The sequence below is a fragment of the Eggerthella sp. BIOML-A4 genome, from assembly GCF_009875575.1.
Taxonomy (GTDB): Bacteria; Actinomycetota; Coriobacteriia; order Coriobacteriales; family Eggerthellaceae; genus Eggerthella; species Eggerthella lenta.
Genome location: NZ_WWRX01000012.1, coordinates 1 through 15,471, shown reverse-complemented (window position 1 = coordinate 15,471; position 15,471 = coordinate 1). Strand labels below are relative to the sequence as shown.

The 15,471-nt window shown below is 63.8% G+C and carries 14 protein-coding genes and 1 pseudogene; 5 read left to right on the top strand and 10 right to left on the bottom strand.

Features of this window, described 5'->3' with window-relative positions; all coding sequences use genetic code 11:
• Positions 1 to 208 precede the first annotated feature (208 nt).
• Together GT613_RS12275 and GT613_RS12270 are read right to left on the bottom strand one after the other, a co-directional pair.
• Positions 209 to 1,765 (bottom strand): flavocytochrome c, encoded by a 1,557-nt coding sequence (locus GT613_RS12275; RefSeq protein WP_114557473.1) that lies wholly within the window; start codon positions 1,763 to 1,765, stop codon positions 209 to 211.
• A gap of 195 nt (positions 1,766 to 1,960) precedes the next feature.
• The gene (locus GT613_RS12270) at positions 1,961 to 3,439 is read right to left on the bottom strand and encodes a LuxR C-terminal-related transcriptional regulator (protein ID WP_161172641.1); all 1,479 of its coding nucleotides are present in this window, start codon (positions 3,437 to 3,439) and stop codon (positions 1,961 to 1,963) included.
• Between the two features lie 226 nt (positions 3,440 to 3,665).
• On the opposite strand from GT613_RS12270, the gene GT613_RS12265 reads away from it, so the two are divergent.
• Both GT613_RS12265 and GT613_RS12260 read left to right on the top strand, forming a co-directional pair.
• Positions 3,666 to 5,120, top strand: coding sequence for a sodium-dependent transporter (locus GT613_RS12265; RefSeq protein WP_114549969.1), 1,455 nt, complete (start codon positions 3,666 to 3,668; stop codon positions 5,118 to 5,120).
• Between the two features lie 12 nt (positions 5,121 to 5,132).
• On the top strand, positions 5,133 to 6,044 hold the full coding sequence (locus GT613_RS12260) for an acetamidase/formamidase family protein (RefSeq protein WP_009305289.1): 912 nt from the start codon (positions 5,133 to 5,135) through the stop codon (positions 6,042 to 6,044).
• A gap of 151 nt (positions 6,045 to 6,195) precedes the next feature.
• Here the strand turns inward: GT613_RS12260 and GT613_RS12255 are convergent, their stop codons facing one another.
• A complete protein-coding gene (locus tag GT613_RS12255) occupies positions 6,196 to 7,248 on the bottom strand; it encodes an IS110 family transposase (protein ID WP_086414387.1) in 1,053 nt (350 codons plus the stop codon).
• Positions 7,249 to 7,882: 634 nt separating this feature from the next.
• Here GT613_RS12255 and GT613_RS12250 point away from each other — a divergent pair.
• Together GT613_RS12250 and GT613_RS12245 are read left to right on the top strand one after the other, a co-directional pair.
• Entirely contained in the window at positions 7,883 to 8,341 is a 459-nt protein-coding gene (locus tag GT613_RS12250) for a DMT family transporter (protein ID WP_114516645.1), read from the top strand.
• Positions 8,342 to 8,380: 39 nt separating this feature from the next.
• The gene (locus GT613_RS12245; protein ID WP_009305677.1) at positions 8,381 to 8,896 is read left to right on the top strand and encodes a shikimate kinase; all 516 of its coding nucleotides are present in this window, start codon (positions 8,381 to 8,383) and stop codon (positions 8,894 to 8,896) included.
• Positions 8,897 to 9,077: 181 nt separating this feature from the next.
• Here GT613_RS12245 and GT613_RS12240 read toward each other — a convergent pair whose 3' ends face one another.
• From GT613_RS12240 to GT613_RS12210, 7 genes are read right to left on the bottom strand one after another with little or no spacing between them, the layout of a single operon-like run.
• Positions 9,078 to 10,151, bottom strand: a complete 1,074-nt coding sequence (locus tag GT613_RS12240) for a type IV pilus twitching motility protein PilT (RefSeq protein ID WP_009305678.1) — start codon at positions 10,149 to 10,151, stop codon at positions 9,078 to 9,080.
• A gap of 10 nt (positions 10,152 to 10,161) precedes the next feature.
• On the bottom strand, positions 10,162 to 10,626 hold the full coding sequence (locus GT613_RS12235; protein ID WP_114516646.1) for a FixH family protein: 465 nt from the start codon (positions 10,624 to 10,626) through the stop codon (positions 10,162 to 10,164).
• Entirely contained in the window at positions 10,623 to 11,087 is a 465-nt protein-coding gene (locus tag GT613_RS12230; protein ID WP_009305680.1) for a hypothetical protein, read from the bottom strand. Before GT613_RS12230 ends, GT613_RS12235 begins: the two co-directional genes overlap by 4 nt.
• Positions 11,087 to 11,599 carry a DUF4860 domain-containing protein gene (locus GT613_RS12225; RefSeq protein ID WP_009305681.1) on the bottom strand — a complete coding sequence of 171 codons (513 nt, stop codon included), beginning with the start codon at positions 11,597 to 11,599 and terminating at the stop codon, positions 11,087 to 11,089. The genes GT613_RS12230 and GT613_RS12225 overlap by 1 nt, the downstream gene beginning before the upstream one ends.
• 8 nt (positions 11,600 to 11,607) lie before the next feature.
• Positions 11,608 to 11,934, bottom strand: coding sequence for a hypothetical protein (locus GT613_RS12220; protein ID WP_021410349.1), 327 nt, complete (start codon positions 11,932 to 11,934; stop codon positions 11,608 to 11,610).
• A gap of 4 nt (positions 11,935 to 11,938) precedes the next feature.
• Positions 11,939 to 12,991, bottom strand: coding sequence for a type II secretion system F family protein (locus GT613_RS12215; RefSeq protein WP_114516647.1), 1,053 nt, complete (start codon positions 12,989 to 12,991; stop codon positions 11,939 to 11,941).
• 47 nt (positions 12,992 to 13,038) lie between these two features.
• Positions 13,039 to 14,070, bottom strand: a complete 1,032-nt coding sequence (locus GT613_RS12210) for a transglutaminase domain-containing protein (protein ID WP_086414115.1) — start codon at positions 14,068 to 14,070, stop codon at positions 13,039 to 13,041.
• A 450-nt stretch (positions 14,071 to 14,520) separates the two neighbouring features.
• Between GT613_RS12210 and GT613_RS12205 the strand changes: the two are divergent.
• Positions 14,521 to 15,471, top strand: a pseudogene (locus GT613_RS12205) (cell wall-binding protein); the annotation flags it as partial.

Genomic DNA, 15,471 nt, shown 5'->3' with positions numbered 1-15,471 from the left:
CGGTTCCGCTTGTTTTCGTTCTTCTATTCGAGCCGCTGCTTGGTCGGGGGTTCGCTTGTCGCCCTTCCGGGAGGCGGGGCGGCGCGAGTTGGTTGGTAGGGGGCGCGTTGTCGCATGAAAGCCTCGCTCTTGGCGGCAAAACCGCGGCTTTCGGGCGACAAACGATGCGGCGTGCGAGCGGGGGTCGGCACGCCGCATCGCGCAGATGCTAGGCGCTCTGCTCCTTGGCGGCGTTTTGGCCGGCGATGCGGCCGTTCACCAGGCAGTCGGCCGTGGCGCAGGAGCCCAGACGACACGCGCCGTGGATGCCGCCCACTGCTTCGCCCGCTGCATACAGGCCGGGGATGACCTGCAGGTCCATGTCGACGACGCGGCACTCGAGGTCGGTTTTCACGCCTCCCATGCAGTGGTGCACCTTCGGCCACAGGCGCACGCCGTAGAACGGCGGCTCGTCGATGGTTTGGGCGTCGTCGGGGATGGGCTTCTTGAAGTCCTCGTCCAGCTTGTTCTCCACGAACGTGTTGTAGCGGGCGATCTCCTCCTTCACGGCGTCGACGGGCATGCCGTAGTGCTCGGCCGCTTCTTCAATGGACGAGAACTCGGTGGTGATGCCGGCCTTCAGCGCGCCTTCCAATCCGCTACCGCCGTCGTACAGCGCCTTCTTGCACGTGATTTGCACGCACGGCTGACCGGTTTCGAGGATGGCATCGGCGTAGCGCTTGCGGTCGGTCAGTTCGTTGACGATGCGCTTGCCGGTGGCCACGTCCAGCGTGGGAGCATAGCTGGCTTGGCCGTCGGTGTAGAAGGCGGCGACGCCGTAGCCCTGCTCGTCCGGGCTCATGAAAGGCAGCAGCTGGATCCAGTCGGTGTGCACCGCCATCGCGCCGGCGGCCACCGAAGCGCGCAGGCTTTCGGCGGTGGCGCCTTCCTGGTTCGTGCAATCCACGGAGTCGTCGAGACGCGGATCCTGTGCCTGGCGGAACGCCAGGTCGCGGCCGAACCCGCCGGTGGTCAGCACGACGGCCTTGTTCGCCTTGATGGCGACGGGCGTGCCGCTTTCCACGTCGTTGCCGCTGGGCTTGTCGTGCACGATAGCGCCGATCACGCGGCCGTTCGCGTCCTTCACCAGCTCGGTGAGCATGCGCTTCGTCTCGACTTCGACGCCCAATTCCTTCAGCTTCTCGGCGAAGGGGCCCGTGACGTTCGCGCCGCCGCCGTCGCCCTGCGCGATGGAGCGCATGACGGTGTGGCCTCCGTACGGGTAGAGGAAGTACTCGTCGTTGTCGTTTTTCGCCCAGGTGGCGCCCATCTCGATGGTCCACTCCCACGTCTCGTTGGACTTCTCGGCGATCACGCGGCACTTTTCCTTGTCGTTGAGGTACAGGCCCGCCACCATCATGTCGTCCACGTACTGCTCGACGGAATCCTGCACGCCCTCGCGCTTCTGCACGCTGGAGTTGCACACGGCGAAGTCGCCGGCCGCAAGCGCCGAGTTGCCGCCGACGCGCGCCGTCTTCTCGATCACCTTGACGTCCGCGCCGGCGTTCTTCGCCTCAAGCGCCGCGGCCAGACCCGTGTACCCGCTGCCCACGACCAGGACGTCGCACTCCTCATCCCATTTCGTGTCGGCGCCGCTTGTGGCCGCCGATGCAGTCTGCTTATCCTGCGGCGCGCATCCCGCCAAGCCCAACGTTGCCAGCACGCCGGCCGCCGCCGCTCCCGTGATGAACGAGCGACGCGATACTCCTGTTTCGTTGATCCCCATTACTGCCTCCTCCAATGATGGTTTCACGTGCTCGATGCGCCGTCGGGGCGCATCTCGTGAAACCACCTTACGGACGCAAACGGGCGCGCGCACCCCACCCGAAGCGGGAAACTGCGAAACCCCCCTTGAGGTGGGGTGCTCGACCTGGGGTTATGGGAGAGGAATCGTTAAAGCGAACTTCAGGATGAGCTTGCTTTAACGGCGAGGTCCGTCGGGCTCCCCATGCACGAGGTCGATGATCTCCTGCTTGCTGTGCACGTCGAGCTTCGCATAGATGGTCTTCTGGTAGCTCTTCACCGTGTTCTTGGACAGGAACAGCGTCTCGCAGATGAACGCGAGGTCGCGCCCTTGGGCAAGCAGGTACAGGATGTCCTTCTCGCGGTTCGTCAGCCCGTGGTCGTCGGCCAGCGCGTCGCAGCGCAGCTTGCGCACGCTCTCCTGCTCCTGCGCGAAACGCCCGAGCAGCTCGTCCGCCGCGCGCGCCTGCGATTCGGCGCGCTTGCGCTCGTGCGAGTTCACCATCCAGATGACCATGAGGATGAGGTACAGCAGGAAGAACGCCACCGCCGTGGTGCGCACGAAGTCGGCCGTGCTGCCCACGCCCAGCAGCTGCGCCACGTTCTGCCCCACGAACAGGCCGAAGCGCGGCAGCGCGTACGCCAGCGAGATGCCCACGAGCAACTTCGTGCGGCTGTGCGCGTAGGTGGTGACCACGAGGTAGAACAGCGCCAGCATGACGAGCTTCCATCCGGCGGCTGCCAGGATGTTCAGCGACACGGCGTAGTCGTTCGACAAAAACGGCAGGAACAGGATGCCGGTGGCTAGGATGCCGAACACCACGTTGAACAGCATGGACGGGTTCGGCTTCGAGCGGGTTCCGAAGTACGCGAGGAACACGGCGGCCGCCGCGATGCCTCCGAACTGCGAGATGAGGATCGACGCGGCGGGCGAGGCGCTGGTGCCCGTCGCCGCGGTGTCGAGGATGCCGTACACGATGGACAGCGCGAACGTGCACACGCCCGATACGAGGAACACGTTGAGGAAATCGTGCTTCGAGAGCGCGCCGCGGGCATGCGACGGGGGATCGCGGCGTTCGCTTCCATCGGCTTCCGCACGGTGCGCGAAGCCCAGGCACAGCGCCGAGGCGCCGAGCAGCACCGCGTACGTTGCCAGCGAAGCGGCGTCGGGCGCGAACCCCAGCAACATGTTCGCCGCCATGCCGCCCAGCGACATGATGCCGAACGCGATGGCGATGCGGCGCGACGAGTAGCGTGCGAACGTCTCGAAGTAGAAGGGCATGACCAGTCCCATGCCGATGCCGGCCGCTATCGCCGAAGCGGTGACGACGGCAGGGTCGAGCGAAGTCGTCGCGGCGAAGAACGTGCCGCCCAACGCCAGCGCGAACCCGGCGTAGCCCGCCGCAAGGTATGCCGTGCGGCCGAAGGGCAGTTTCGAACGCACGAGCAGCGAGAACAGCAGCGAAGCGGCAAGGATGGAGGGGTTCAGCACGTTGTCGAACGCCGTGGGCGCAAAGCCCGGCCGTCCGACCAGCCAGCTGGAATAGAAGAACGACACGCACACGGCGTACAGGCACGTGAAGCCTATGACGGCGACAAGGTAGCGTCGGTCGGAACCGAGCTGCCCTGCGCCATGCTGCTTGTCGGTGTTCCCCATATCTCCTCCGTCGTGACCCCCGAGGCTGCGTCGCATCATTATAATGCGCCCGCGACGGGTTTCGCGCGGCATCGTCGTAAGCGCGTGCAGAGCGTATCGGGACAGCAGCATCGTTCGAAACGCTGCGAAATAGCGGTCAAAGCCTCATCCCTACGATTCTTACGCTACAATCGTAACGCTTTTCTTACGGGCAATTTCGTACAAGAATCATCGGGAGAGGTATGGTATGAGCAACGGCAAGGGGGCCGGCGCGGCGAACGTGGCCGGAGCGGGCGTCGCCAAGCGCGAGCGGTTCGGCTCGCGTTTGGGCTTCATCTTGATTTCCGCGGGGTGTGCCATCGGTTTGGGCAACGTGTGGCGCTTCCCGTACATCACGGGCGAGTACGGCGGCGCGGCGTTCGTGCTCATGTACCTCGTGTTCCTCGTCATTTTGGGCCTCCCCGTCATGGTGATGGAGTTCGCCGTGGGCCGTGCCAGCCAGAAGAGCTCGGCGGCGGCGTTCGACGCGCTGCAGCCGTCGCGGAAGTGGCATTGGTTCTCGTGGTGGGGCTACATCGGCTGCATGGTGCTCATGATGTTCTACACCACGGTGGGCGGCTGGATGCTGTCGTTCGTGGTGAAGATGGGCACGGGCGCGTTCAACGGCCTGGACAGCGCGGGCGTCGGCGCCGTGTTCAACGACATGCTGGCGAACCCCACCGAGTTGGTGGGCTGGATGCTCGTGGTCATCGTGCTGGGCTTCCTTGTGTGCAGCCTGGGGTTGCAGAAGGGCGTCGAGCGCATCACGAAGGTGATGATGATCTGCCTGTTGGGCATCATGGCCGTGCTCGTGGTGCGCGCGGTCACGCTGCCGGGCGGCTTGGAGGGTCTCAAGTTCTACCTCATCCCCGACTTCGGCAAGCTGTTCGCGGGCGCGACGACGGCTGAGCAATGGGCCACGTTCGGCGACGCGGTGTACGCGGCCATGGGCCAAGCGTTCTTCACCCTGTCGCTGGGCATTTCGGCCATGGAAATCTTCGGCAGCTACATCGGCAAGGAACGCTCGCTCACCGGCGAGGCGCTGCGCATCTGCGGTTTGGACACCGCGGTGGCGCTTGTGGCGGGCCTCATCATCTTCCCGGCGTGCTTCGCGTTCGCGGTGGAGCCGGGCAGCGGACCGGGGCTCGTGTTCGTCACGCTGCCCAGCGTGTTCAACCAGATGCCGCTGGGGCAGCTGTGGGGCGCGCTGTTCTTCGTGTTCATGAGCTTCGCCGCGCTGTCCACCATCATCGCGGTGTTCGAGAACCTCATCAGCTGGTCGATGGACAAATGGAATTGGACGCGCAAGACGGCGGTCGCCCGCACGGCCATCATCGTGACGGTGCTCAGCCTGCCGTGCGCCCTTGGGTTCAACGTGCTGGCGGGCGTGCAGGTTCCGGCCATCGGCGACATCCAGTCCATCGAGGACTTCATCGTGTCGAACAACCTGCTGCCGCTGGGCAGCTTGTTCTACGTGCTGTTCTGCGTGACGAAGGGCGGTTGGGGCTGGGACAACTTCCTGGCTGAGGCCGACACGGGCAAGGGCGTGAAATTCCCGGCTTGGTCGAAATTGTGGCTGAAGTTCGGCATTCCGGCGCTTATCATCATCATATTCGTCATGGGCTACGTGCCGAAGTTCGCCACGTGGCTGGGGCTGTCGTAGAAGGAGGACTTCATGCAGGTTATCACCGATCAGGTTCTGGCGTTTTCCAAGGACAACGCGCCGTGCGCGACCGCGCAACCGGGCGAGGTGCTGCTGTTCAAGACGCAGGATTGCTTCGCCGGGCGCATCCCCAACGAGGATGTCACCATGAAGGATCTCAACTTCTCGTACGGGTTCACGAACCCGGCGGCCGGCCCCGTGTACATCGAGGGCGCCGAGCCGGGCGACGTGCTGGTGGTGGATATCTACGACGTGCAAGTGGCCGACCATGGCGTAATCGCCACCGACGACCACTGCGGACCGCTGTACCAAACGACGGATTACCGCAGCAAGATCATCCCCATCGAGGACGGCATGGCCGACTTCAACGGCGTGAAGTTCCCCATCGACCCGATGATCGGCGTCATCGGCACCGCGCCCGACGGCGAGGACGTCATCGACGGCTTCGTGGGCGCGCACGGCGGCAACCTGGACAACAAGCTGATCACGAAGGGCACGCGTATGTACTTCCCCGTGCGCGTGCCGGGCGCGCTGCTGCAAATGGGCGACGTGCACGCCACCATGGGCGATGCCGAGCTGTGCGGCACGGGCATCGAGATCGCGGCCGAGATCACGGTGAAGGTGTCGCTGGTGAAGGACTTCGAGCTGAACTGGCCCGTGCTGGAGACGTTCGGCCCGCACGGCAAGTGGTACGTGAACGCCAGCGCGCAGGAGTTCGACGAGGCTCTGATGAACGTCTCGAAGGAGATGCAGCGCCTGCTCATGCGCATCACGGGTTGGGATGCCGTCGATACGTATATGTACATGTCGGTGCAAAGCGACGTGGAGTTGAGCCAGGCCTGCAAGCCCTGCGAGGTGCAGCTGAGCCTGCGCATGGGAACCCCGAAGCTGCCTCAGTTCCCGCCGCTCGTGCCGCAGCCGTAGCGCCTAGATTGTCATCCTGAGCGAGCGAAGCGAGTCGAAGGATCCCGTGCGGTGCCAGCTGGAAGCTTTCCTGCTAACGCCGCTGCGGATCCTTCGACTCTGCGCCTGGCGGCGCTCCGCTCAGACGCTCCTATGTTGTCAAGCGGCTACCTCACGACATCCCCAGGGCCTCCATATCCTGCGCGAGGGCGCGGTAGGCCTCTCGGGCGATGTAGCGCTTGAGGCAGCGGATGGCGTCCTTCTTCGTCTTGCCCTCCGACATCCTGCGCGCCACGTAGGAGCGGGTCCGCCCGTCGTGGGCCATGCGGGTGATCGCCATGGTGTAGAGCGCCGAGTTGGCCCGCCTGTCGCCCGCGCGGCTCAGGCGGTGCCGATCGGCCCTGCCGCTCGAGACGGGCACGGGGCTCGCCCCGCAGAGCATGGAGAACGACGCCTCCGAGCGCAGGCGCGAGACGTTGGCGCCTGCGGCGAGCAGCAGCCTCGCGGCGACGTGCGGGCCCGCCCCGAGGAGCGACCTCGTCGACGGGGCGAGCGCCTTCGTGAGCGCGTCGATCTCGGCCTCCAGGCCCTTCGCCTCCTCGTCGAGCATGCGCGCCCGCCGGGCGAGCGAGCGCAAGGCGACCTTGGCCAGGGTCTCGGGCGAGGAGCCCGCGCCCGGGCGCATGGAGGCGCAGGCGCGGACCAGCTCCGAGGAGCCCTTGCCGCGCAGCGGGGCTCTCGCCTCCTCGGGCAGCGCGACGACCTGGGCCTGCAGGGCGTTCAGCGCCGCCGTCCTCGCCTTCACCGCGCCGGCGTAGGCCGCCTCGAGCGCGCCGAGGGCGCCCATCTCGGCGCAGCGCGACTTCGCCGGCGCGCAGCGGGTTCCCGCGAGGGCGGCGCGCGCCGCCTGCTCGGCGTCGATCCCGTCGCTCTTCCCGCGCCGGCGCCGCTCGGAGCGGTCGGGCGCCGAGACCTCGAGCACGCGGACGCCCGCGGCGTCGAGCGCGCGGGCGAGCCCGGCGCCGTAGCCGCCCGTGCCCTCGACGCCCGCCGCCTCGACGCGCCCGAAGGCGCGCATCCACGCGACCATCGAGGCGTAGCCGCGCGCGTCGGCCGGGAACGACGCCGTCCCGAGCAGCGCGCCGGAGGCGTCGAGCGCGGCCGCCACGTGGGCGTCCTTGTGCGTGTCGACGCCGACGGTGACAACCCTGTTCCCTTCTGCCATACTGGACTCCTCCCGAAAGGGTGCGCGGGGCGTCCTCGGGCGAGACGGTCCTATGGCGTGTCGGACGGGCTCCGACGGGCTCCTATCAAGTCATCCCCGAAGGCCCTGCGCGGTTTTCACTGCGAAGCCCCGCCGGCGCCGGCGACGAGCCTGAGCTAAGGCACCGAGGGCCTGGACGACAACGGGTCGGCCGGCGGGGCGGGGCTTCTCTCCCGATGATACGCTTCGCCATCGGGAGACGCATCTATCGTCCCATAGGATGACAGGGCCTGCTAGTCAGTATGAACATGACTTAAAACATCATGGACAAAAAGCATGACTTTTCGGTAGTTTTCCAAGGGAAAACCAGCAGAGTGGAAAAGGAGCCTGGAAGAAACCCCAGGTAAACGGAACGCCTCTTGTCGCGCGCCAAAGCAAAACTACGGAAAAGTGCCTGTTTATGTCCATGACTCTTTAAGTAATATATAGAAGCGCACGAAACCAGGGCGTACGGAAGAGAAACTCGGCCGGCTTTTCGGACGCAGGAAGCATCGGCTTTTGAGCGCCCTTCGCCGCGGCGTTCCTGCGAAACATCCCGGCTTTCGAGCTTCTTCCTGCCGGAATACTCTCCGATTGACGATACGCCAAGCCGCTGGTGTCGGCGCTGCTGTTCGCGGTGCACATCGTGTACGTGTCGAAGTTCTCGGGGACGAACGACGTGCTGGTGCTCACGGTGATGCAGTTCTTCATCGGCGGCGCGTGCGGCGTGGCGTGCGGCGCCTGCTTCGAGACGCTCCCTCCCGCGTGGGCCCTCACGCCCGAGTTCTTCTGGAACATGGCCTACCTGGTCATCTTCGCGTCGTGCGTGGCGCTGGTCATCCAGAACGTGGCGCTGGCGCATGTGCCGCCCGCGCAGGCGTCGCTGTTCCTCCGTCTGGAATCGGTGTTCGGCGTGCTGTTCAGCGTGCTTCTGTACGGCGAGCAGGTGGGGCTCAAGCTGATCGTGGGATTCGTGCTGATCTTCGGCGCCATCCTGGTCAGCGAGATGTTCCCCCTGAAACGCAAGGACGTTGCAACCAATCAACTGGAAGCGGTGCCGGTCGAGCTGCCATGATACAATTGCTCCCAATGTGTGCAGTAAGGGAGGAACCTCATGGCAGAAAAAGACAACATCGTGCTCATCGGCATGCCCGGCGCCGGCAAATCTACCCTCGGCATCGTGCTGGCGAAGATCTTGAACTACGACTTCATCGACGCCGACCTCGTCATCCAGAACAGCTGCGACAAGACGCTGCAGAAGCTCATCGACGCGTGCGGTCCCGAGGGCTTCATCCAGGTGGAGAACGAGATTCTGCGCGAGCTGAACGCGTCGAAGTCCATCATCGCCACGGGCGGCTCGGCCGTGTACTCCGACGAGGCCATGAAGCATCTCGCCGAGATCGGGACCATCGTGTATCTGAAGATCACGTACGACCAGCTGGTCAGCCGTCTGAGCGACCTGCAGGAGCGCGGCGTGGTGCTGAAGGGAGGCATCGGCATGAGCCTGCGCGAGCTGTACGACGAGCGTCTGCCGCTGTACGAGCAGTACGCCGAAGTCACCGTCGACGTGAACGACCTGTCCATCACCGCCGCCGCCCGCAAAGTGGCCGACGCCCTGAAGCAAGCGTAATCGAAAATGAAACAAAGGGAGTGAGACAAAGGAACGGAGATGCTGTCTCGTGTCGATCTCGTGTGAGACACCAACCCCGTCCCCAGTGTCTCACCCGGCGTCTCGTCCAAGCAAGAAAACGCCCCGCAGCTCGTTACAAGCTGCGGGGCGTTGTCGTTGCTGGCCGAAGCGCGATGCGGCTCTACAGGCCTTCTGTTTCGAAGCGCTTCTCAAGCGCCTCTTGATGGATGCTGTACTGCAGCGCCATCTCTTTTGCTACGCGTCCGCTCTTCACGAGATCGAACAAGCTCTGATCCATCGTGCGCATGCCCTCGGCACCGCCCGAGGCGATGGCGCTGTCCAGCTGATGCGTCTTCTCCTCGCGAATAAGGTTGCGGATTGCCGTGTTCGTGATCATGATCTCGAAGGCCGGCGCCGTGCCGCCGTCGACGGTGGGCACAAGCTGCTGCGACACGATTGCCTGCAGCACCATGGACAGCTGAATGCGGATCTGTCGCTGCTGCGAGGCGGGGAAGGCGTCGATGATGCGATCCACCGTGCCTGCGGCGCCCGTAGTGTGCAGCGTAGAGAACAGCAGCTGCGCCATCTCGGCCGCAGTCACCGCAGTGCCGATGGTGTCCTGATCGCGCATCTCGCCCAGCAGGATGACGTCAGGGCTCTCGCGCATGGCCGAGCGCAGAGCCTCGCTGTACGTTGCCACGTCGGTGGGCACTTCGCGCTGCGTGACGATGCAGGTGCCGTGCTTGTGCACGTACTCGATGGGGTCTTCCATCGTGATGATGTGGCCGGAACGTTCATGGTTCAAGCGGTCGATGATGCATGCCAGCGTCGTGGACTTGCCGGCGCCCGCCGGGCCGGTGACCAGCACGAGCCCCTTCTGGAACTTGGCCAGGCGCAGCACCTCGTCGGGGATGTGGAATTCCGCCGGATCGGGCAGGCCGAAGGGGATGACGCGGATGACCGCTCCGTACGAACCGCGCTGACGGAAGACGTTCGCGCGGAAGCGCCCGATGCCGGGCAGGGCGAACGAGAAGTCGTCGTCGTGATTGCCGTTCTGCATGAAGGTGTCCATGTTGCGGCCAGATGCCTCGTAGATGGCTCCGACGAAGGCCTCGGTGTCGGCCGGCTTGAACGGTGCCGAATCCAGTCGAACCTGGCGGCCGCTCACGCTGTACGCCAAAGGAAGTCCTGCGATAATGAAGACGTCGGATGCCTTCGCGTCCACCATCTCTTGCAAGAGCTGCTCCAGTTTCATCGTGCTTCTCCTATCGTGTTTGCGCGGCGCCCGACCAGAGCGTGGCACCCGGGCCGTCGTTCGTCCACTGCGTTGTCGCTTTCCATTGGCTGATCTCGTATGTTGCGTTCGCGGTGATGGTTAATTCCACGTCAAGCGTGCGCCCGCTGGGGGAGGCGAACGTCATGAGCACTCTCGACCCGTCGCGCTGCGCGTCGGCCGGCAGCGCCTCGTCCACGGCGGCAAGCGCTTCGTCCAGACCGCCTCCGGAGGCTCGCACGCTTTCCAGAGCCGCGTCGATGACGGCCACCGCGCTTTGAGCGGCTTGCTCGTTCTGGTAAGTATCGTTGGTGAACAGGGCCTGTTTCTCGGCGGCGGAATACGTCGCTTGCGCGGTGGTAGCCGAAAGCACGGCCATCACGGCCAGGCACAAGATGATGACCAACGTGAACAGGCTGATGGGGCCGATACGAACGCTGCCGTTGGTGCTGTTCATCGCTGCACCCCCTCGTTCGACACGTAGCGAGCCGTGTCTATCTGGTAGGTTGCTTCTCCGCCGCAAGATACGTAGATGTGGGCGGTGTAAAGCGTGCCACCCGGTTGGCTCTGGGCTTCCACGATGCGCGTCAAGTCGTACACGCTCTTGTCGAGGACGTCGATCGGCCCCTCGGGTTGTACCAGCTGGCCGTCGACGAGGACGTACTCTCCTCCCGTGTTGCCGCTGGTCGGATCGGCCGCGAACGCTTCGGCGTCGTTCGATGCGAGGATGATGGCGTTCGACAGGCGGTCGGCTTCGATGCTTCGTTCGTGCGCTCCGGCGATCACCTGCATGATCACGGCAAGCGACGCAATGAGAAACACCAGGAGCACAAGCGCCTCCACGATGAAAGCCGCGCCGTGCCAGGGTCGACGGTCGTGATCGTTGCCGCGGCGCAGGCGGGAAAGGTCGATGCCCATCAGGCACCTCCTCTTACGCTGCGCAGGGCAACCGAGGTGGAGCCTTGGTCGGTGTGCACGGTCAGCAGGCCGTCGGTGTAGGTGAAGTCGAAGGTGGAAGACCTCACGATCTCCCGAGCCTTCTCGGGCGTGAACGCCGTTCCGGCGCGCGTGTACTCTTCCACGATTGCCCCCTGGTAGGCGTACAAACGCGTCTCGTAGTCGCCGTTGCCCAGGTGTTCGGTCAGCACGAGCGCCAGCCCTTCGGGACCGTCGGCCACGCCTACGGCGTCGGTCCCGTCGGTGGCTCGGATGGAGTTCGCGATCAACGACAGCCCCAGTCGGGTATTGTCAGAGGAAGAGCGCACATCGTTCGCTGCGCGGTAGGCGCTCGTGCCCACCAGAAGCGCCAGCAGCAGGAACAGCGCGATGACGGCGAACAGCAGCGTGATGAACGCCCGTCCGCGCGCCTTTCCATCGCGGGCTTCGGAGCTGCGGTTGGACCCTGTCGCCTGGATCAGCGTTTGCACCATATCGCCCCTCATTTCGCCAACACCACGACGTTCGGCATGACGTTGTCGGCGAACACCTCGTACGTGATCGCGTAGTCGGAGCGATTCACGACCAACCCGTAGTTCTCCTCGAGATAGGCGAGCGACGAGGGGTATGCGCCCTCGATGGCGCAGCACTGCTTCGCGCTGTTCAAGATGGCGTTGCGCACCGACAGCTCGCCTTGCTCGCGCAGCGATGCTCCGATAGCGTTCGAGGAAAGCCAGACGAGTACGACGACCAGCACGATGGCGAGCAATCCGGCCATGCGCTTGCGGGTGCGCCTCCTGATTTCCTGTTTGGTCAGCTCGTGGTACATGGGACTAGCCGATCGATCCCATGATGCCGATGAGCGGGAGCATGACCGCGATGAGCGTAGCCCCCACGCCCACGGTGAGGAACGCGGCCAGCGTGGGCTCGACGCTGTCGATGAGGCCGTCGAGGCGTACGATAGAGTCGTCGAAGAACGTGTCCGACAGGCTTGCCAGCACGGTTTCCAAGCTGCCAGAGCGCGTGCCCACGACCAGCATGCGGGCGTAGATGGGCTCGAAGACGTTGTTGTCGAAGATGGCTTGCGCGAGGCTCTTGGCCTGGGCGGGATCCGTCATCTGCATCCGCACTGCTTCCAGCTGGGATTTCAGGTTTCCATGATCCACCATGGCCACGGCCTTCTCCATAGCGGTATCGGTGTCCACGCCGGCAGCTACGAACGTGGCGAGCGCCGCGGTGAACCGACTAACGGCCATCTGGCGCATAGGCCCGCGCGTGAGGGGCGCCTTTTCGAACAGGCGCAGCAAGCGCTGGCGCCCTGCCGCCGAGCGGCCGGCCAGCACGCCCAGCACTACGAGCACGGTGCACAGCAGCGTAACGCCCAGAGCGATCCAGCCTATGATGATGGAAGCGTTCACGTATCCGAAGGAGCCGGCCGTCAAGTTGCCGGTGAGGCCATGGTACACATCCACGAACACGGGCAGAATGACGATGACGGTGAACAGCAAGATCGCCGACATGACGCACAGCAGCGCAGCCGGGTAGGCGATCGCGTTCTTTATCTTGGCGTACAGGCGATCTTCCTCGTCGTAGTATCTCGCCAAGCTCCACAGCACGTTCTCTAAGCGGCCCGCGTGCTCGCCTGCGCCCGCCATGTCGACGACGTGGGAGGGGAAGCATCCTGAATCGTCCATAGCGAGCGCCAGGGGCTTGCCGACGATGAGTTCTTTGTATACGTCGTCGCACGCGCGTTTGAACGCGGCGTCTTCCATGTTCTCGCCCAGCAGAAAGACGGCTTCGTCCATCTGGATGCCGGCGGAGTGCATGACGGCGACGCTTTCGCAGAAGGCGGAAACAGCGCTGCTCTCAAGCATCTTCGTGGCCATGTCCTACGCGCTCCTTTTGTCTCGTGCTGCTACGTGTATCGTCATAATCAGTACGTGTAGAGGTCGGTGTACGCGATTCCGTCTCCCACGTAGCTCGACCCGCTTCCGGCCGCGAACGTCGTATCGATACGCGTCCACGTGTTCTGCTTGATATCGATATGGGCATCGACCCATGTGCCGTCAATATACACCATGTTCCAAGCGTGGTATATATTATCGGGCGATACGTACCCGGTGATTATCTTGCAGGGGATCCCTTGGCTGCGCAGCATGGCGGCCGCCAAGGATGCGTAGTCGAAGCAGATTCCCGAGCCGTCGGCGATGCACGAATCGGGATTGGGAAGGTAGCCCGTCGCATCGGCAAGCCGAGCGGCTTTGTCCTCGTCGTATGCGATATTTTCAACGATCCAGTCGTAGATCCCGCGCACCACGTCGCCCTCGTTCTGGGCGTCGGCGGACAGGTTGTTCGCCAATTGCGTGCTCTTGCTGGACGCGTCGTAGTCGCAGTAGACGCTCGGTCGGATGAACGGTTGGAATTCGTCAGCCAGCGTCACAGGCTGGTCGGCGAGCGAGTACAGCTCCGAATACCGTTGTCCGGTAGTGTTTTCCCAGACGGTGAACGTGTACGCGCCGCTGCCTTGAACGAGAGGGCATGAGATGGGCGTGCCGTCGCTGGGCAGATCGAAATAATACTGCGTTTCCGAACCCTCAAACGAAACTTGGAGCTTCAAGCGGGTTGATGCAGTTGCCGAGACGGCCACGTAGCCTTTCGCCAGGTTTGAAGCGTCGATGCTCACGCCGTTTTCGCCGCCGGCCGCCGCTTGGTCGAACGGGGAGAGCGCAAGCTCCGGCCGCTCGTAGGCCGGGCCGCTCGTCTGGCTCTGGCCGCCTGAGGGGTTCGAGGTTTTGCCGACCGCGTCGTTTTCGCTACATCCTCCCAGCGCGACGAGCGTCGTCGCCAGAACCGCCGCGCACGCGCTGCGGACGATCGCACGCAGCGTGCGGGCGCGCCGATGTTGCGGCGTGCAAGCTCCGTCGCGTCGTTTCCGTCCAGCGGCTGTGATGCCGAGCAGGTGCATGCGCCCTCTCTACGATTCATTGTCTCGGAGGGCATTATACCCCTCCTTGCGCACATACCGGATACTGTTGATTTTGGCACGAAAAAGCGATTCCCGCTACGTTAGATGCAGATGCTCGTTTCTTAAACGGCGAGATAAAATGCGGATTTGGTTAACGCGTTGCCCAATTGGTGTTTTAATGAGGCCACTACTAGAGCATTTGGGGTCGCAACGTGATAGAATATAGATTGGGTTATAGACTATGCCCTTGTTCTGTATTGCAGAACGTGGTATGTCAGGTCTGTCACCTACCATAAGATAGACGAGTTTTCAGCATATTCGACAACGTATGAGCTCATCGACAAGCGCAGTGCGTCTACGTGCTTGGATCGGAACTGCGAAGCGGTTCGCGACGAACAGCCGATCCTTCCGTAGCTGGCGAAAGTCTGGGTGATAGGTATGTTGGAGAAAATGCTAGATCTTAAAAACACGTTCGAAGGCAAGTTCCTTGCCGTCCTCATGTCTGTGGTGTTGGTCATGTCGATGACGAACATCCTGGCGTTCGCAGGCAACGAAGGTCAGAAGGACGGTTCGAAAACCGAGTCCGCTCCCACCGATCAGGTGGTCGGCGAGTCCGACAAGGAAGCGGTCGACGAGGCCGTGCAGCATGGCGAGAGCGCTGCGGCCAAGGATGCCGATGCGTCCAAGACGACGCCTTCCCAGCCTCTTGTTTCGACGACGGTCGACGAAGCCGTGGTAACGTTCGAAACTCAGAACGCGTTCGTGTCCGTGAAGAATCAGCTGCTCTCCGGCACGATGCTGACCACCGAACTGCACAAAGAGCTGAGGTTTACAGCAAGCGCCGACACCGGCTTCGAGCTGGGAGCCATCACCGCGAAGAACGCCGCGAACGCCGACGTGCCCGTCACCACCCAGGACGGCGTGTCTAGCATCGCGGCCGAGTACGTCGACAGCACCTTGGTCGTGTCCGTTGTCGCCGCTGCGGTTGTCTCCGATGAGCCCGAAGTTGAAACCACGCCTATCACCAGCGATACCAAGATCGAGCCGGGCGAGGCGGACGAAAAGGGCGAACCCGAGGAGCCGAAATCGGAAGAGCCCGAGACCGATGAGCCTGAAGCCCCCGTTGCCGACGAAGACGTCGTCGAGGTCGAAGCCGACGTGAGCAACCCGGCGTTCGAGGGCTATGCCCAAGCCGGCAACGTGCTGGTGAAAGTGACCGCCGCCGAAGGCGTGCTGCCCGAAGGTGCGACCGTGCAGGCGACGCGGATCGAGCGTCAGGACGTTGTGGACGCCGTGGCCGAGAGAGTGGAGAGCCAGGGCAAGGTGCTCGAGGATGCGATCGCCATTGATGTGACGCTGCTCGACAAAGACGGCATCGCGATCCCGCCCACTGGCGCCCTG